At 63.0% G+C, this 17529-nt stretch carries 20 protein-coding genes; 3 read left to right on the plus strand and 17 right to left on the minus strand.

All coding sequences use genetic code 11. From position 1 onward, the window contains the following. Positions 1–80 precede the first annotated feature (80 nt). Positions 81–803, plus strand: coding sequence for a cell wall hydrolase (locus tag PX554_RS06445; protein ID WP_275499928.1), 723 nt, complete (start codon positions 81–83; stop codon positions 801–803). Positions 804–860: 57 nt separating this feature from the next. Here the strand turns inward: PX554_RS06445 and PX554_RS06450 are convergent, their stop codons facing one another. From PX554_RS06450 to PX554_RS06500, 11 genes are read right to left on the minus strand one after another with little or no spacing between them, the layout of a single operon-like run. Then, positions 861–1706 carry a type II secretion system minor pseudopilin gene (locus tag PX554_RS06450; protein WP_275499930.1) on the minus strand — a complete coding sequence of 282 codons (846 nt, stop codon included), beginning with the start codon at positions 1704–1706 and terminating at the stop codon, positions 861–863. Beyond that, complete coding sequence (gene gspD, locus PX554_RS06455; RefSeq protein ID WP_275499933.1) at positions 1703–3781, minus strand: type II secretion system secretin GspD; 2079 nt, start codon at positions 3779–3781, stop codon at positions 1703–1705. The genes PX554_RS06450 and gspD overlap by 4 nt, the downstream gene beginning before the upstream one ends. Then, positions 3782–4309 (minus strand): hypothetical protein, encoded by a 528-nt coding sequence (locus PX554_RS06460; protein WP_275499935.1) that lies wholly within the window; start codon positions 4307–4309, stop codon positions 3782–3784. Then, positions 4254–4823: a type II secretion system protein GspM gene (gene gspM, locus PX554_RS06465; RefSeq protein WP_275499937.1), complete on the minus strand. Its 570-nt coding sequence runs from the start codon at positions 4821–4823 to the stop codon at positions 4254–4256. The genes PX554_RS06460 and gspM overlap by 56 nt, the downstream gene beginning before the upstream one ends. Further along, the gene (locus PX554_RS06470) at positions 4820–5839 is read right to left on the minus strand and encodes a PilN domain-containing protein (protein ID WP_275499939.1); all 1020 of its coding nucleotides are present in this window, start codon (positions 5837–5839) and stop codon (positions 4820–4822) included. The genes gspM and PX554_RS06470 overlap by 4 nt, the downstream gene beginning before the upstream one ends. Next, entirely contained in the window at positions 5836–6528 is a 693-nt protein-coding gene (locus PX554_RS06475; RefSeq protein ID WP_275500016.1) for a prepilin-type N-terminal cleavage/methylation domain-containing protein, read from the minus strand. Before PX554_RS06475 ends, PX554_RS06470 begins: the two co-directional genes overlap by 4 nt. 5 nt (positions 6529–6533) lie before the next feature. After that, on the minus strand, positions 6534–6908 hold the full coding sequence (locus PX554_RS06480) for a hypothetical protein (protein WP_275499941.1): 375 nt from the start codon (positions 6906–6908) through the stop codon (positions 6534–6536). After that, positions 6905–7342: a pilus assembly FimT family protein gene (locus PX554_RS06485; RefSeq protein ID WP_275499943.1), complete on the minus strand. Its 438-nt coding sequence runs from the start codon at positions 7340–7342 to the stop codon at positions 6905–6907. Before PX554_RS06485 ends, PX554_RS06480 begins: the two co-directional genes overlap by 4 nt. Further along, complete coding sequence (gene gspG / locus PX554_RS06490; protein WP_275499944.1) at positions 7326–7748, minus strand: type II secretion system major pseudopilin GspG; 423 nt, start codon at positions 7746–7748, stop codon at positions 7326–7328. The genes PX554_RS06485 and gspG overlap by 17 nt, the downstream gene beginning before the upstream one ends. A gap of 14 nt (positions 7749–7762) precedes the next feature. After that, a complete protein-coding gene (locus PX554_RS06495) occupies positions 7763–8971 on the minus strand; it encodes a type II secretion system F family protein (RefSeq protein WP_275499946.1) in 1209 nt (402 codons plus the stop codon). Then, positions 8971–10143 carry a GspE/PulE family protein gene (locus PX554_RS06500; protein WP_275499947.1) on the minus strand — a complete coding sequence of 391 codons (1173 nt, stop codon included), beginning with the start codon at positions 10141–10143 and terminating at the stop codon, positions 8971–8973. Before PX554_RS06500 ends, PX554_RS06495 begins: the two co-directional genes overlap by 1 nt. Between PX554_RS06500 and PX554_RS06505 the strand changes: the two genes are divergently transcribed. Then, positions 10081–10263 carry a hypothetical protein gene (locus PX554_RS06505; protein ID WP_275500018.1) on the plus strand — a complete coding sequence of 61 codons (183 nt, stop codon included), beginning with the start codon at positions 10081–10083 and terminating at the stop codon, positions 10261–10263. The genes PX554_RS06500 and PX554_RS06505 overlap by 63 nt on opposite strands. Before the next feature lie 3 nt (positions 10264–10266). Here the strand turns inward: PX554_RS06505 and PX554_RS06510 are convergent, their stop codons facing one another. Together PX554_RS06510 and PX554_RS06515 are read right to left on the minus strand one after the other, a co-directional pair. After that, on the minus strand, positions 10267–11289 hold the full coding sequence (locus tag PX554_RS06510; RefSeq protein ID WP_275499949.1) for a hypothetical protein: 1023 nt from the start codon (positions 11287–11289) through the stop codon (positions 10267–10269). A 13-nt stretch (positions 11290–11302) separates the two neighbouring features. Further along, positions 11303–11878: a hypothetical protein gene (locus tag PX554_RS06515; protein WP_275499950.1), complete on the minus strand. Its 576-nt coding sequence runs from the start codon at positions 11876–11878 to the stop codon at positions 11303–11305. On the opposite strand from PX554_RS06515, the gene PX554_RS06520 reads away from it, so the two are divergent. Then, positions 11843–15073, plus strand: a complete 3231-nt coding sequence (locus PX554_RS06520; RefSeq protein ID WP_275499952.1) for a protein kinase domain-containing protein — start codon at positions 11843–11845, stop codon at positions 15071–15073. The genes PX554_RS06515 and PX554_RS06520 overlap by 36 nt on opposite strands. Before the next feature lie 597 nt (positions 15074–15670). Here the strand turns inward: PX554_RS06520 and PX554_RS06525 are convergent. From PX554_RS06525 to PX554_RS06540, 4 genes are all read right to left on the minus strand, one after another. Beyond that, complete coding sequence (locus PX554_RS06525; RefSeq protein WP_275499954.1) at positions 15671–16345, minus strand: hypothetical protein; 675 nt, start codon at positions 16343–16345, stop codon at positions 15671–15673. After that, a complete protein-coding gene (locus PX554_RS06530; RefSeq protein ID WP_275499956.1) occupies positions 16338–16481 on the minus strand; it encodes a hypothetical protein in 144 nt (47 codons plus the stop codon). Before PX554_RS06530 ends, PX554_RS06525 begins: the two co-directional genes overlap by 8 nt. Before the next feature lie 91 nt (positions 16482–16572). Further along, the gene (locus PX554_RS06535) at positions 16573–17052 is read right to left on the minus strand and encodes a hypothetical protein (RefSeq protein WP_275499959.1); all 480 of its coding nucleotides are present in this window, start codon (positions 17050–17052) and stop codon (positions 16573–16575) included. Between the two features lie 29 nt (positions 17053–17081). Beyond that, a complete protein-coding gene (locus PX554_RS06540; RefSeq protein ID WP_275499961.1) occupies positions 17082–17438 on the minus strand; it encodes a hypothetical protein in 357 nt (118 codons plus the stop codon). Between the last annotated feature and the right edge of the window lie 91 nt (positions 17439–17529).

Here is a 17529-nt window from a genome sequence, read left to right on the forward strand (position 1 = left end):
ACTTATTGGCGAGATATGGAAAATTACGTCGATTTTTGTTCGGCAACATCTGATGTTGTCGTAAGACGTGCAGGATTTTATTGTTCAACTGGACGTCGAATATCTCTTTCAATGATTCTGAGGAATTGATGCAGGCACGTCTGGCCAAGTGTGCGAGCATGTTCTTCTGGGCGTCGTGGGTGCTGGCCGGCCCATCGGTGGCGACCCTGCCCGTTCAAGCCCAGGAACGTGGCCTGGTCCCGGTCGAAGATCACGAACGGGCGCTCGAATGCTTGACGCTGGCGGTCGCCTATGAAGCTGGATATGAGAGCCAGGAAGGCCAACAAGCCGTAGCAGAGGTCGTGCTGAACCGGGTTCGCAATCCGGCGTTTCCCAAGACGGTCTGTGATGTTGTATTCGCGGGGTCTACCAGACGCACCGGCTGTCAGTTCACCTTCACCTGCGATGGATCGCTGTACCGAAGATTGCCCGATCGCATCCTGTCCGCTGCAAGGATTGTGGCGGAGGATGCGCTAGCCGGGCGGGCGCCATCACGTGTACCGGGCGCGACGAATTACCACGCCGACTATGTCCATCCCTATTGGGCAAGCAGCCTTAATCTGGTGAGGAAGATCGGTGCGCACATTTTCTATCAGCCGCAGGGCGGGAACTCGATCTCCTTACCCGGGGGAGTGCCGCTTGCCAATTTGACGAACAGCGATGAACGAGGCTCGGCGACCAGCAAGTTGGAGAAGACATCAGCGCCTCAGGTGTTCGCGCCGTGGGGCCTCGCGACGCCGCCAGCATCTCTATCGCGGCCATAGGGGCGACCTAGAGGACAGAGTCGGTATCGACGGCGGGCCAAACAGACCAGGCTGCGGCTAGTCCGCGGCTCGAATAAGGTATGGCTGCGTGGAAACGCCGGTGAGTTCGACGACTATTCGACGAAATGACCTGGCCCCGTCTGGAAGCTTCGCCTCGACATTGACCGTGAGAGGGCGGCCTGTGAGCCCGTTCGTATTCGCGAACGCGATTGCCGTTTGTTGCCCTGCCAGTTCTTTCTCGCGATCGATCGATCGTGGTCCCCCTTGCTGACCAGCATCCTCCATGACGGCAAGCGCTTGAGGATTGGCGTATCTTGGGTCGAATGACGCCATCGCCGTGTATGTCGTCACCATGGGCCGCAAACGCTCGACAGTTTCCGCGTCGAAGCCGCGAATCCGGCGGAGTTCGTCGATCGAGGATAGGAACCCGTTGGGGGGAGCGATTCCCTCGGACTGATAATATGCTGCTTCGGCGCCATATGGACGAGCCTGATTGTCGGAGTCCGTCCAGTCGAGCAAGGAGTCACGCGCTATCAACAAGCGATCTCCATCGAGGCCGACCTCCTCTAGCAAGCGTGTTGCCAGCTTCTCGTCAAGCCTGCTGATTGGCACTTTTCCCAACTCGTCTTCGACTCTTACGGTGAGTTGGGCGTCTCCATAGCGCAAGTGGCGTTCCCGCCCGCCGACAGCCCAGCCCTCGCCGTCTGATGCCAAAAGCTTGCTGAGCACCAGAGCGACACCCGCTTCCGCAGCAGCGCCAACCTGGAGCCGATCCTGCTCGGCGCTGGCATCGCCGATTTCAAGGTGCGTTGCCGATAGGACGGTCAATGCCATCGCTGAAAAGACAGCCATGCTGGCAACAGCGGCGACAAGGGCATATCCTTCTTCGTCGCGCCTCGTCATGGTATCTTTCCCTGGGTTTTGAACGGTTCGAGCGTCTGCAACTTTGCGCGCAGTTCCTCTGTAACCGCGCGACCGTCTTCGGGTGTCCGGATGACATGCGGCTTTAAGAGGACAATGAGTTCCGTGCGGTTCTGCTGGTTGCTGTGATTGCCGAAGAGGGCGCCCACGACCGGAAGGCGCGAGAGAATGGGCAATCCATTCTTTCCGTATGAGCGGGAATCCCGAAACAGGCCGCCCAGCGCGATCACCTGTCCGTCTTGCACCGCCACGGTGGTGGATATCTTGCGCGTGGATATCGTCGGAGATGCGGGGGTCCGATCTCCACCAATGGCCAGTGCATTGGGATTGACGTCGCTCACCTCTTGCGAAACATCGAGCTGTACCGACCCGCTTGCGTTTACGCGAGGCGTCACTTTGAGGATGACGCCTGTGTCCCGGTACTCGATCGAATTGACGATTGGAGCGTTGGGGTTGTCGACGCTGACGGCACTTCCGGAAGAGACCGGCACCTGATCTCCGACTTGTAGGGCTGCTGTTTGATTGTTCAGTGTCACGAGTTTCGGGGCAGACACCACCTTGAGCGTTGTGCGCTGCTCGAGAGCATTCAGTGCGGCAGTGATGCTGGTTCCCGCCAGGAAATAGGAAAAGCCGGCGCCGCTCGGCCCGACCGGCATCGCGTCACCGTCGGTGACGCGGATGTTACTGTTGCCGGTCAACCAATTCCACTGAACGCCATAGCGGAGTGAATCGGTCAGCGTCACCTCCGTGATCGCCGCTTCGATCATGACCTGCAGTGGCTGCACGTCGAGTTTGCGGAGAGCCGCCTCAATCATGGCGTACTCACGCGGCGTCGCGTATACGACGATGGCGTTGTTCACCTCGTCCGCCGTGATTTTCCCACCTTTGTCGCGAGATTCAGAATTTGGGGTCTCGTCCGACCGGCTTTCGCCTTTGGTAGGGCGTTGGCCAGAACTGCCTTGATTCCCCTCAGTCCGCTGTTCGGTACGCGGCGCCGGTCCGGTCGACACGCGGCTACCCGGTGTCTCTGGCGATGTGGTGGATTCAGTATCTTCGTCACCGCTATCTCCACCGCTGCCGTAAGCGCGGTTGAGCGTCCGGGCGAGATCGCGCGCGCGGCCGTTCTCGACGCGGTACACATAGATTCGGCGCTCCGCGCTTTCGCCTTCGCGGTCCAGTATCTCGACCCAGCGTCGGACGTCCTCGAGATATTGCGCCTGGGCGCTCACCGCGAGGATGCCGTTGATCCGATCCATCGTGATGAGACGAACGAGGCCTTTGGTCGGGGCATTGTCCGCGTTGATCAGCTTGTCGAGCTCGGGAACGATCAGCCGTGCATCGGTTCGCTCCGGCACGTAAAGGCCGAAGCTCATGTTGCGCAACCAATTCACGTCGAACTGCTTCAACAGGTCGCGCGCGCTGCTTCGCTGTCCCGTCGTGCCGGCGATCGTCACCCGATTTCCCGCCGCATCGACGGACTGCACCACCCCCGGAATGGCGCTGTCCAGAACCTTGCGAACCTCATCGGCATTGATGAATTGGAGCGTGATCACTTCCGTGCCATAGCCTATGGCGTCGGGAGCAACCGGCTGTTGGGCAGCGGTAGTCGTACGAACGATATAGCCTTGGCCCACCCGAACGAGCGCGAGATTTGCTGCCTTCAGCGCTGTCTCGAAGAGACCGACGACTTCGGAGCGAGCAACGGTGCCCGGCGTGACAAGCGTGACTTGTCCGTTTACGCCCGTGTCCACCTCGATGGGGATTCCGGTGACTTCCTGCACCGAAGCGGCCACTGCGTGGATATCGGCTTGCGGTAGATTGAGACTGATCGTTCCGCTACGCGGTTTCCGCAGCGGAAGGTTGGAAGTCGCCTGGGGCACGGGCGCTTCCCCACCCACGATAGTAGATCGAACCTGTGGCTCAGCGCGTTCGGCTTCCTCGACAATCGCCGGAGGCTTTGGCATCTCCACCGGCATGGGGGGGCGGCTTGCCGAGCATCCTGCGATCAGCATTGCCACGAGAGCGGTGCCTGACTTCAAATGGAATTTGCGGTTCATCTACTGGCTCCTCGTCGCGGCCGCAGTCGCCGGGAGGGAACTCCTCGCGCCGAATGGGACAGTGATCTGTTCTTCGCCGCGCGTAAGCAGCGCTTCATTCTGTCGGATCGCTGTCAGCCGCCAGTCGCCTATCCTTCCGCCCACGGGCACGTTCGCGACCCGATTGTTCGGACCCATCACGACTGCGAAGATGGCTCGGCCCATACGGAGGGAACCTGCGATCATGATGCCTCCGAGCGGATTGGCGTCTTGACCCGGCGCGGCGGGTTGGTTCGTACTGGGCGCGAACATCGATCGGGCGAGAATGGCGGGACCGCCACCGGCAGCGGCAGGGACCGCGTCTTCTACATCCCCTGCCCCACCCGCGCCGACGGGTCCAACCGGCGGCAGTTCGACGTCGTCGACCACCGTCAACTGAAACGCCAGCGCCGCGCACAGCAGGCCCGCCAGGATAAGTGGAAGTCCGGCCGAGCTATCGAGTGGCGGCAGGTCGAGCGGACGTCGAGCGGAGAGGAATGGAAGCTTCAAGCTGAACATCCATGGTTGAGGATTGACCGGTAACGAGTGCGTCATTGGCGCCGATCGAGAGGCTTTCGACGATCAGCCAGGGCGGCGAATTCTGAACTTGCGCGAGCAGCTCTGTGAGTTGGGGGAGCGTCAGACGTGCTGTCACGCGGGCGCGGGCCCAGCCTTCGCGACCATCGACGTCGGCAACATCGCGGAATTCGCCATCGACGCGTTCGATCGAGCGTTGCAGCCGGTCATTCAGCCAATTGCGGGCCTGCTCACGATTTGCGGCAGCGATCGCAAACGGACGGGACGCCGCAAACTGGCTTTCGGCTTGCCGCCGCAATCTCGGGACCGCGGCAATCGTGCGAACATTATGGGTATATCTGAGCAGGAGTTGCTGGCGGCGCTCTGCGCGGACGGCGAAGCCGTTGGCGATCGGTGCGACGATCGCAAACCAGGCGAAGGCGATCATTGCGACGAGGACGAGCAGCGCCACCAGCCGGCGTTCGCGGGCGGAAACAGGTTTCATCATCGCCGGATGATCCGGGCCGAGATATCGAAGGGTTCGCCAGCAGGGACAGCCGCCTGAGTCTCATCGGCCATCGACCGTACTTCACTGAACCGGTCGGATCGGCGAAGCGCTGTTGCGACGTCGGTCTTCGGCGGCTTATAGCCCGTCAGACGGACCGTGGACCCGTCCCAGACATAGCGTTGCAACCACGCCCCGGCAGGTAATGTCGTGCTCGTCGTCGCGAGTGCGTGGAGAGCGTCGTGAGTTTGGCGCAACCTGAGCGTCGACTGGACGAGTGACCGATCCAATTCGATCCGGCGCGTAATGGTCTGGGCCACGGAGACTGATGGCTGCTGGCCGTCCACGATCTGAGCAAACCGGTCGACGGACGCCACATCCTTCCAGATCAGCGTTGCCAGATTGAGCGCGGCGAGAAAGCCAACACATCCCCAAATGAGCGGCGTTGCGCTCCGCGGTTTGGCAATGAGGCCCGCGCTGCGCATAGCTGGCGCAAAATCGAGTTCGACCGCCCGGCCACCGTTCACGACAATCTTGAGCGGTAGAATGTTGTCTTCGCGAGTTACGGTCGCGATCTCGCGTGCCGTCTCGATGGGTAGGCTGGCGATCTCGATGAGGATCTTGCCCGGCTCCGCTGCGGGACCGATTGCTCGCCCGGCAAGCACGACGGATTCGGCCGGAAAAGGAACCAGAGATTCCGCCTCAAAGGCCAGCACCTGCGGCAAGTCGTGATCGTCAAGTACGGGCCGTTCGATCGTGCGCTTCAAGGTCAGTTCCGGGTGAACGACCAGAATGGTTCGGAGCCCAGCATTCTTTCGTATTCTGACCTGACCTTTGTGCGATCCGATCGGCGACAAGCTTCCCGCCCGAAACAGGAAGCGCGGCAAACGATTGTCGGAGCTTCGACGAAGTTGCGCAGGGACGAGAGTGTGGAGTTCGGCAAGCCACCAACGCCATCCGCGCGCTGCCCAGCGCCCGAGCGTCTGCATGTCCGCGTCAAGAATGCCGCGACCGCTCACTGGTCGATCTCACATCGACCGGTGAATACGTCCACTCTACAGCCGGCGCGCATTGTGGCATGCGGCCGAATGACAAGGTCAGGCCATGTCCGATGATCGCCATCCTGGAAAGAGACTCGAATGCGAATCAGGTCCGGTGGACTCGGCCTGTCCCACCAGCGATCCTGCCAGCCGCGCTCCCCACCATTTGGTCCCGCGCCAAGATAGCTCACCTCTAGATCAGTTACGCCGTGGAGGATCGTGTTCGGCGACCACCCGACCAGGTCAGTACCGCTTCGATCGACATTCTCCTTAAGGATGCTCGCGCTGTAGAGCACGAGATCTCCGCTCGCGGTACGGGTCAACCTGAAGCGCTGGAGAACATCAGGTGCATCGCGATCGAGCGGCGGACCGACATACGTGACGACGCCAGCTGTCCCACGAAATTCGATGATGGGCGTTGAGGAATCGATTCTCCTGACCGGCCGGAGCCGCTCGATGCTGGAACGCAGCACCCGCTGCGCGGCGATCGTCTCTGAAAGATCGGTCGATTGCGTCCGTTCGCGTTCTGCCACGTTGCTCGCGACCGCAAGCCCCTGGAGAAGAAGGAGAGCTGCAAAGCCCAACAGGGCCAAGGTCACCAACATCTCGATTAAGGTGAAACCAAATTCCGATCGTGCGGCGTTGCGCTTTGAAATAGAGTCGAGCATCGCCGTCACCGCTCAAGTCGAAGCGTTTGCACGCGTACGAGGGATTGACCGCTTCCACGATCGGCGACGTCGATCTTCACTTCCTGAAGGGGTACGCCGGTGTCGCGTGCGCCGCCGTCGATGATGCGATTGGTCACCCGCCAACGGAATCGGTTCGTCTGCCCAGATGGAGGAAGGTCGCCGACCCCTTGTGAGATGGTCGCCTGAGCAAGAAGCGACTGAGCGAGGAGAATAGCTTCGCGTTTGTCGGCAATTTTCGTGTGAGCGCGCGCGCTGGTGCTGATCGCCTCGAAGAGCAAGCTTGTCATGGCAGCTATGATTGCTAGCGCGACAAGCGCCTCGACGACGCTGAAGCCGGTTTCGGGCGCCTCCGGCTTCATCGAACGCGCTCGATGGCGCCGGTTGTCCGGCGAACGACCCAGCGGCGCTCCCATCTGGTGTCGACAAGGCTGATGCGTCCGCCGTCGGACGTGCCGTCGCCAAAAAATGCGATTGAGCCGTCAGGCGACTCTGCAAGGACCGCTTCGGGCAAGGGTTCGAATGCGCCACTATAGCCGTAGCTGCGATGATCAGCGGAGACAGTGAAGCGCACCGCTGTTCCTCGCTGCAGGGCTCTGGCGCGCGCCGCATGCAACGCGACCTCGAATCTGGTCGCGGCCGCAATAAAAGTCTGCCTGCGCATGACCTTTTCGACTTCGGGGAATGCGATGCCCGCGATCAGCGAGAGGATGGCGATAATCACGAGCACCTCGAAGAGCGTGAATCCGCGATCGCAACGCGATCGGGCAGCGGCTGAATCACCAGCTTCCGACATCCTTGGCCTCGCCTGTCCCGCCGGGCTGGCCATCCGAGCCGAGGCTGTAGACGTCGACGTCGCCATGCTCTCCGGGGATCCGCAGCAGGTAGGTGCGCCCCCAGGGATCGACGATGGCGGATTGATCCGGGAGATAGGGGCCGTTCCAGGTCGCGACGTTCGGCGGCTTTTTCATCAAGGCCGCGACACCTTCCTCCTGCGTGGGGAATCTCGAAGCATCGAGCTTGAACAGGTTGAGCGCAGCAACGACGTTCTTCGCTTGCACTCTGGCGGTCTGCGACTTGGAGCTATCGAGGTATTTTATGACCTGCGGGCCGACGATCGCGGCCAGCAATCCCAGGATCGCGAGCACTACGAGCAGCTCCAGCAATGTGAAGCCCGCTTCCCTTTCGTGTTCCTTCTCCATTTTCCATTCTCGCTTCATGAGGCCAAGGCTAGATCGTTGAATCCAAGGATCGCCGACATGATCGAGGCGATGATCCCGGCAACCGTGGCCCCGAGCACCACGGTGATGACGGGAGTGAGGATGCCGATCAGCCTTTCAAGGCGGGTTCGGATATCGCGTTCGAGGACCGTCGCGAGCCGATTGAGCATCATGCCGAGCTGGGACGTTTCCTCGCCTGTCCGCAGGAAGCCGATGGCAAGGCGCGGCAGCACGCCCGATGCCGCGAGCGGGGCAGTCAGCCCGCCCCCCTCTCTCACGCCGTCAGCGACCTGGGCAATGGCGCGACCCAACACCTGGTTGGAGATCGTGCGCTGTGCGAGCGAAAGTGCGACGGGCAGCGCGACCTCACCCTGGATAAGGGCGCCAAGCGTCCGCGCAAACCGGGCGGTCTCGATCCGTCGCACGAGCTCGCCGAGTTGCGGCAGCGAAAGAACTATCCGGTCGCGTGCGAGGCGCACAGCCGGCTGCCGTAGAGCGACTGCAGCACCAAAGAGCGCGACGCCGGAGAGGAGGAGCATCGCCAGGCCATAGTGTCGAAGCAGACGGCTCGCCGTCATTACCACCACGGTCGCAGTTGGCAGCTTCTGCGTAGTGCTGGCGAACATGCTCTCGAATTGGGGGACGACGAAAAGCAGCATCAGCAGGACTACGCCGACTGCGATGACGAGCAACGCGATCGGATAAATCATCGAAGAAATGACCAGGCGCCGCAGCTCGGCTTCTTCTTCGAGCGCTGCGGCGAGCGTGGTCAGTGCTTCGCCGAGCCGACCGTTCGCTTCGCCGGCTTCGGTCATCGCCACCGCTGTCTGGGAGAACAGCTCGGGTTTCTGGGCCATGGCGCGCGATAGCGGCGCCCCTTCGCGCACTTCTCGGAGGATTTCCGCGAGGTGCATGGCGACCGTCTTGTCTTCGACGTTCTCGATCGCGAGGGCTAGCGCCCGGTCGAGTTGCAGCCCGGCCTCGAGCAGAACCGCTAATTCGCTGATGGTCACTGCGGCCGCCAGACGGCTTTTTGCGCTCCCCTTGCGCTGTCGTTCTTTGACCGGCGCTGCTGGGCTGAGATCAAGAAGCGTGGCGCCATTGCGACGAACGCTGGCGACGGCCGCCCTTTTATCTAGAGCGTCAACCCTCCCCAATAGGGTGGAGCCGTCTGCTTTGAGCGCGCGATACTGGAAAGTCGCCATCAATCTTCTCCGCTCGCGACACGAAGCACTTCTTCGATCGTTGTGAGACCGGAAGCTGCCTTGAGGAGCCCGTCGACAAAGAGGCTGCGCATCCCGGACGCTTCGCCAGCGGCGAGAATGTCCGGCGTGTCGGCGCGCCGCAGGATCAGCCGCGATATCTGATCATCGATGCGCAGGAACTCGAGAATGGCAACACGCCCTGCATAACCGCTCCCCCCGCAACGGGCGCAGCCACGCGCCTCGTAGAGATGCCGGATGCGTTGCGCTTCCAGAAGGTCCTGCAAGCCCGCGGGCAGGTCATGGGGTTCGTAAGGGTGCCGGCAATCGGTGCAGAGGCGGCGAACGAGGCGCTGCGCCAACACGCCCGTCAAGACAGAGCCGAGGAGGAATGGCTCGACGCCCATATCGAGAAGGCGTGAGACCGCGCCAGCTGCCGTGTTCGTGTGCAGGGTCGAGAGGATCATGTGGCCCGTAAGCGCTGCCTGTACCGCGATCTGAGCGGTTTCGGTGTCGCGGATTTCACCCACCATCATCACGTCGGGATCTTGGCGCAGGAACGAGCGCAAGGCCGTGCTGAAGGTGAAGTTGATCGCAGGGTTGACCTGCGTCTGAATCACCCCTGGAAGTCGATATTCGATTGGATCCTCGACGGTCAGCAGCTTCCGTTCTTGCGTGTTGAGTTCGGACAGCGCTGCATAAAGCGTCGTCGTTTTGCCGCTCCCGGTCGGCCCGGTGACAAGCACGATCCCGTGCGGCCGCGCGATTGCTTCGCGGATGCGGCGGGTCAATTCGGCGTCGAAGCCGAGCGCCTTGAAATCAAGAGCCAACTTGGAGCGATCGAGGATGCGCATCACGACGCTTTCCCCATGAATCGACGGTGAGGTGGCGACGCGAAGATCGACCTCGTTTCCGCGAACGGAAATTCGAAGCCGGCCGTCCTGCGGAAGCCGTCGTTCCGCGATGTTGAGCCCCGCCATCACCTTGATACGGGAGACCAACGGGGCTTTCATGGCGGCGGGCAGCCGCACGGCATTGCGCAACATACCGTCAATCCTGAAACGCACGGCGAGACCGTCGTCGTTTGGTTCGACGTGGATGTCGGACGCGCGTTGATCGGACGCGCTGGCGATCAGCCTGTTCACTGCCCGGATGACGGGTGCATCACTGACCATGTCTTTCAGGCGCTCGAGATCGTCGTCGTCGATCCCGCCCTCGGCATCCTCAAGCGCCGCGCCAGCACTATGGTAGAGGCGCTCGATCGCGGCATCGATTGGGCGCTGCAGCGCCTGTAATTCCTAGCGCCCCGAGCAGCCGCCGGGGCTTTCGGCGAACTGACCGACGCTCATGTACCCACGACCGTCGTTGCGATCGCGCTCATGGCAGAAGCCAGGACCGCCCTCGTAGTAGTCGAGCCATCCGGCACGGCTGCGCGTCGTGAGGAAGAAGGGCCTGTCCTGCCCCTCGCCCACCTTCCTCCAGCCGCCGGGCACGGGGCTCAGGATCGTGAACCTGCCGCCACTGTTGTCGCCTTCGCATATTTCATTGACGATCACTTCGGGATGGCCGTCGCCGTTCATGTCCATGACCGGCGACCCGTTGCCGATCTCTTCCTCGTCGGGAATCCGGACGCCGCTCGCGCCGTCGCAGTCCCCCCAGCCCTTGGGGCCGCGCTTGTAGCCAGCCGCGGTGAAGATTTGCGCGATCTGGCCCGGCGTCAGATTGCCGGTGCTCCACGGCGTGGCCCAACCGGCACTCGGGAGAACTCCCGGCGGGGTCTTGTCCGGCAGGCGGGCGAGCGCCACATTTCTGCGGTATTGGACAGTGGAAGTTCGCAGGTAGCGGTTGTCGCCGGTCACGAACACAAAGCCGGTGGTCTTGTCGCCATCGGTGATATCGATCAGCGGCCAGGCGGTTCCGGTCTGCGACCCGATCCTGGGCTGGCCGTCCACGTCCAGCATGTTCTGATAGATCTTGGTCTGCGGATCGAGAAAGACGATGGTCGCGTGCAATTTGCCGTTGCTGCCGGGGCAATCGTTCTGGCTGAGGACGAAGAATTCCTCCTTACCGTCATGATTGATGTCGCGGCGGCCGATTCCAACCTTTGCGATCCTCTCCTTGTCATCGCAGGTGCGCGTGGCGTTGCGCAGGTCGGCACTGAGATCGAAGCCGGAGACCTGGAGGATTTGCTTGCGATCCGCGACCGACATACCCGCAGGGAAGCCGGTGTTTCCCGTAGCCTTTGGCGGCGTTTGCGCTGAGCAGGCGGTGGCGAGGCCTGCGCCCAGCATCGACAGGAGGATGGTTGAACCATAACGCATGGTGGTGGTTCCTTCAGGCCGTCGCGAGCGGGTTGTGAATTTTGCCGAGACCCGAGAGGCCCAGCGCGATGCTGGTGAGCAGGATGATCCAGGCCCCGAAGCCGAGCGTCAGCATCGACATGCCGTCGCCGATCGTCCCCAGCGATGTCAGATTCCACAGCAGGCCGAAGGCGACCACGCCGGAGATACCCGCGGCAAGCGAAGCAGTGCGCAGCGTGCGGCCGGTCCAGCTCAGGCCGATCAGCGCCAGCGCCAGCAGCGGCACGGCATAGACCAGCCACATGAAGCTCAGCAGGAACGAGCCCATGTGACTTTCCTGCGATGCGGCGGTTTTGGCGCGCTCGTCCTGCAGTTCCTTGAGGGCGTCACCCGCCGATCCGCCGCTGCCGAACATGCCGATTGGCGTGGCGGGGCCAGTGGTGGCGATCACGGTCTGCAACTGCTTCTCGCGTTCGTCGAAGTCCTTGCTGCGGCTTTCGGCCGACTCCCGTTCGGCTTTCGCCTCCTGGGACAGTTCGGTGACGACGGGGCCGAGGCCGAGCAGCGAGAGGCTTTGCCCGCCGCGGGCGAGACTGTTGATGGCAGGCATGATGCAGGCAATCAGCAGCAGGATCGCAAGCGGGAAAGCCAGCGTTCCAGTAGCCAGCGCGCGTGCCTTCGCCACTGCGGGAGACGACGACAGCGCGGCCACGTCGATGCCCGCGCCCGCAACAGGATAAATACCGATTGCCTCGCTGCCGCGCAGCTCGAAATCCACTGCGATGCCTGCGGCAATGGGCTTGTCGCTGCGCCATTCCGCCTGGCTGAAACCATAGCGGTTGCCATCATCGCCGGTGATGGTGCCGGTCCCCGACGAGGGGGTGAAGCCCAATATCCTGCCCTTCATCATGGTCTCCGCGTGCCGCACGCCGCATGGGAAGAGTGTTTCCGCCACGCGGCTGCATTGTTGCCTTGCAGCAATCTGGAACGGCAGCGTAAGAATTGTCCTCACGAATATCTCAAGGATTTCTCAAGGACGCGCGCGAAACCCATGGCTTCTGCTTCATCGCCTTCTGATTCCGCTGTCAGGCGTCTGTGGACGTTCGGAAAATGCACCTTCAACGAGGCGCGATGGATATTCACCGTTGGCGATGACGCGGTGGAGCTGGAGGGCAAGCCGCTCGAAATCCTTCTGGAGCTTCTCCATCATGCCGGCGAGGTCGTCACCAAGGACGAACTGCTCGATGCCGTCTGGCCCGGCGTGGTCGTTGTCGAGGGCTCGCTGACCACCGCGATCTCGAAGCTGCGCAAGGCCATGGGTGACGCGGGTGGGCTGATCGAGACCGTCCCGCGCATCGGCTACCGGCTGGCCGGGCCGGTGTCGTCGCAACTCGTCCGCCCAGAGGCGCCGAAGGCGCTCCCGATTGAGCCGGGCACCCCCGTGCCCGACCGGCCAAACTGGTGTTTCGCGGCGCGGCTCGATCTCTCGGCCGGCAGCGAGGTCTGGCGGATCGAGCATAGTAAGACGCGCGAGATGCACGTCCTCAAATTTGCCACCGACGCGAGCCGCCTGCGCGCGCTGAAGCGGGAAAGCGCGATATCGCGGCTGCTGGTTCAGTCGCTCGGCGCGCGTCCGGACTTCGTGCCTGTCCTCGACTGGAATTTCGTCACCGCGCCCTGGTCCCTGGAAAGCGCCTATGGCGGCCCCGATCTCGGCCAGTGGGCAATCGAGCAGGGCGGTCTCACAGCGATCCCGCTGGCGGTCAGGCTGGAGCTGGTCGCCGCCGTCGCCTCGACCGTGGCAGCCGCGCATGGCATCGGCATCCTTCACAAGGACATCAAGCCGGGCAACATCCTCGTTGCGGTCGATCGCAACGGGCATTGGCAGCCGAAGGTGGTCGATTTCGGGAGCGCGGTGCTGTCCGATCCCGACCGTCTCGCCGTGCTGGACATCACGCAGAGCGGTTTCGAGGGGCGCGGTGACGGCGCGCCGGATGCGACCGGCACACCGCTCTGGATGGCACCGGAGCTGCTTGCCGGGGCCACGGCAAGCATCACTTCGGATGTCTTCGCGCTGGGCGTCGTCCTATATCAGATCGTCGTCGGCGATTTCCGCAAGCCGCTCGCGCCGGGCTGGGAAGCGGACATCGCCGATCCGCTGCTGCGCGAGGATATCGCGCTGGCCGCGGCGGGCGATCCGTTACTGCGCCTCGACAGCGCCGCCGAGCTGGCGCGCCGCCTGCGCTCGCTGGAGGCAAGGCGCGTGGAGCGGGACGCGCTGATGGAGACGGAGACGCGCGCGCGTCTTGCGGAGGCCCGCCTGGAGCGCGTGCGTGTTCGCCGTCCCTGGGTACTCGCGGCGGCGGGGGCTTTGTCCCTCGGTGTGATCGCGACATCGGCGTTATATGTCCGCACCCTGCGCGAGCGCGATATCGCCGAGCACCAGACGGCGATTGCGGAAAAGGTCAATCGCTTCCTCGCGACGGACCTCCTCGCCCGCAGCAGCCCGTTCCGGGGTGGATCACCGGATGAAAGCCTGGTCGGTGCCGTCAAGCAGGCATCGCCGCTGATCGATATCCGCTTCAAGGGCGACCCGGCCGTCGCGGCCCGGCTTCACCAGACCATCGCCAACGCGCTCGACAAGCGGAGCGACTGGCCCGGCGCACGGCTTGAATACACCCGTGCGACCGCTCTCTGGACAGAAGCGCAAGGCGCTGCGTCGCCCGATGCCGTCGCGACCCGGCTGCAACAGGCCATGATGGAGGCGCGTTCCTATGAGCAGGGTAGCCTGCCCCGCGCCAAGGCGATGATCGCGGCAGCGGAGAAGGGTATCCGCCAGCAGCGTCTTGTGCGTCCGGACCTGACTGTCTGGATGGCGTCCGCCAAGGGTATGGCCGCGCTGATCGACAACGATGCCCGCACCGCAGAGGCGGAATTCGGCAAGGCATCGCTGGGCGCGGAAGCCCTGCCCGACTTTGATCCCGCCGCGCGGCTGACCTTCCGGCAGCGGCTCGCCTTCGCCAAGATCAGGCTAGGCGATGGGGCGGGCGCGGAGCGGCTGTTTCGTCAGCTCGTGCGGGATTTCACCGCGATCGAGGGGCCGGATGGTGCCAATGTGCTGATGGTTGGCATGAATCTGGCGCAGGCCCTGATGGTGGAGGGCAAACACGCCGCGACCGTGGCGCAGGCGAATGCGGTCTATCCGCGCATGCTGGCGCGGCTTGGCGCGGATCACGAGATGACGCTGCAGCTTCTCACCACGCGCGCGCAGTCCGAGGGCATTCTGGAACGCTGGAGCGACGCCATCCGTGACGATCTCCACGTTCACGACATCGCCGTGCGCAAGCAGGGACCGAAATCCTTCTTCGCGGTGGCGACCCTGTCCGATGCGGCCACCGCGCAGTGCCGGGGCGGGCAGACGGCGGAAGGCCTCCGGAACGCGGAGACGGCCCATCGCTTTGCCGTCGATGGATTCGGCAAGACTGCGCTCACCGACGCGACGGCCTATACGTTGGCGGCCTGCCAGATAGGGGCCGGGCGGTATGCGGATGCCCTTGAGAATCTGCGGGCCATCGACCGTGCGGCCGTCGCGCAGCTTGCCGCCGATCCCCATTGGGGTGCGAACGTCGATCTCGCATTGGCCCAGATCGCGGTGGCGCAGGGGCACCCGTCAGACGCGCGTCGTTTTCTCGACGCTTCGGCTTCCGCATTCGCGGTCGCGAGCGCGGAGCCTTATCAGGTCAGGATATGGAAACGGCTTGATCGAGAAGTTCCAAACACGAACGGAAACGCCCGTTCGATTTGACGCCGGCACTCGTTCTCGGTGGTCGTGTGGAACTGTCACTGCGGACGCGGCGTACCAAATCCCTCTTAACTCGGGCCATAGGTACTGAACGGAAACACCGCGAACGTCGGCTTCACCCAACAGCAGTCGTTCGCCACCCTCGCCCTGGAGAGCAACAATGTCCCACAGCGAGCCGTGCAGGCGCCATCGCTGGATGACGAACGAATGACTGGTCTCGTAGATCGACTGAAGGTCACTGGACGACGAGAACTGAGCGGCTGCGGGAAGCCAGAGGGGAAACCGCCCCCGCAGCGCTACGCCGTTTGGGTTTGCTACGCGCTACGCGAGCGATTTCCCCTCTGGCGACACGCTCAAAATCCGATACTTGATTGTCTACATAACGCGCGGCCAGCTCTTGCCGCAGCCTGGTTTCTGGCAATTGGCATCGCCGGTGACGATGGGCCATCGGTTGGATCTCCGGATTGGCGCGGAACAAGGCAGATGCCATGGCCGCGAGATCACGGTCGCCCTGTCCGCTCTGTTGATGGTGGCTCACGCGGCAGCGACGTGACGATCGGGGTGCCGCGTCATCTTCAAAGGGGCGTGAGGCGCGCGAGGTCAGTCCGGAATCGGATCGGAAGCCATCGCGACGGCGACGGCCTGGCGCACGACCACCCAGTCCCAATAGCCAAGGCGGGTATCGCTGTTGGCGACTTCATACTGCCAGTCCTCGACCGGATGGCCGGCCAGCTCTCCCCAGATGCCATGGGATTCGGCGAGTTGCGCCGCCGTCGGGTTTTCGGACTGAAGTGCTGCGGCAAGACCTTCGCGCGTGAGGTGCAGCTCGATGCGATCGGCATGGATGGCGCACCATCCTCCGCCGAATTCGTCGGACCAGGGCTTCGAGCAGGTCATACCCCATTCGAATCCGATGGGATGTTCCTGCAACGAAGTCTGACAGCAGCGATGAACGAGCTTGGCGATCGGTTCGGGTTGGAAATCGGTCGCGCCGAAGATCTGGACGTCGCAGACCGCAGGCGTCTTCAGGCTGTTGCCGCCGCTGAGGGCCGCGCCGAAGGCAGGAAATGCCGGATCGCCGAACAGATCGCGCAATCCGCTCCATCGGTCATCCGGATCGATGGGCGGCAATATCGCGATCAACTCCTCGCTGGGATCGCCGGGATCGAAACCGGTCATGAGATCCGAAGCGGCCTGGAAGGCTTCTTCCAGCAGCGCCATCTCTGCGTTGGTACAGGCGAAGGCAAAGCTCCCGGCCAGATAGGTCTCATGCATGGCGTGTCTCCACCGGTTTGAAGGACTCCGAGGCCGCATCGGCGGCATCGAGGTTGGGCACAGCGAAATTGAGCGGTGCGGTGCGGAGGCGAAGATTGCCCTCCTCACCGCAACCAGGTGCGATCAGGCTGTTCATTGGTGATCCTTTTCGGGGGTTTGCCCGCAGCAGATTTGGGCGAGTGGAATGGCGCACGACACTGGTGCGCGACCGGCGTCATCGACCAGGCCTAGGCGCGCCGAAGCTGCTTCTCGGCGCGGGTTTCGATATGGACGTGGCACATGCCGCCGCGCCGACGTTTGCGGATGCGGCCGTCGACGAACGCGTCGGCCCACCGCCTCGCTTCGTCCGCGCGCGCACCGGCGCCGCATTCATCGGCCTGTTTGAACATCGCGTAGGCGAGGGCATATTGCTCGCGTTCCGGTAGGGTGAGGAGCGCGTCGGCGATCGGCAAGGCGCTCTCGTAGAATTCGAGGATATGGCGGCCGCCGCCATGATGCATGAGAATGGCGAGCCGGCCCCCGCTGCCGATGCCCGTGGGCCGCGCGATCATCAGATCGTGCGACCCGTAGGTGACCCCGACACTCGACGTCGCAGACTCCCCGCGATGGAATACGCGATCGCCGCGGTGAGAAAGCGGGTGAGCGAGGATGTCGTAGCCATCGAAGGTGTCGACCTTGCGGATCAGATTATGTCCGATAACAGTCATGGGAAACTCCTTTGCTGGTTTTGGATGGATCAGGCGGCGAGGCGGAAATCGTCCGCCATGGCATCGAGCCCGGCGTTGAAGTGCTCGATCCACGCGCTGATCGGCGGACGCTCGGCGAGATCGACGCGCGCGGCCGCCACTTGAAAGGACAGCAGCTCGAACGGCGCTGTGCGGATGATGTGCTCGATCTCGGCTGCGGGGAGCAGGCCGGCGTCACGGATGAAGTCGGTCATGGCGCCGGGCCGGGGTTCGTTCCCGCGCTTTCCGGCGATCGGAGAACGCCACAGGCCTTCGACGGTGCGCAGCCGGGGCTTGGCCCGCGCTTCGATCAGGACGATCAGCCGCAGATAGGCTGGCGGCAGCGAGCGAACCTCGTCCGGCTTCATCGCGACGCAGAAGAATTATGCCGTCATTGAGACGCTTCATTAAGGCTTTGACGGTCTCCTGATCCTGCCCCATCTTTGGCCAGAAAGAGAC

The organism is Sphingomonas pollutisoli, from assembly GCF_029167165.1.
Taxonomy (GTDB): Bacteria; Pseudomonadota; Alphaproteobacteria; order Sphingomonadales; family Sphingomonadaceae; genus Sphingomonas; species Sphingomonas pollutisoli.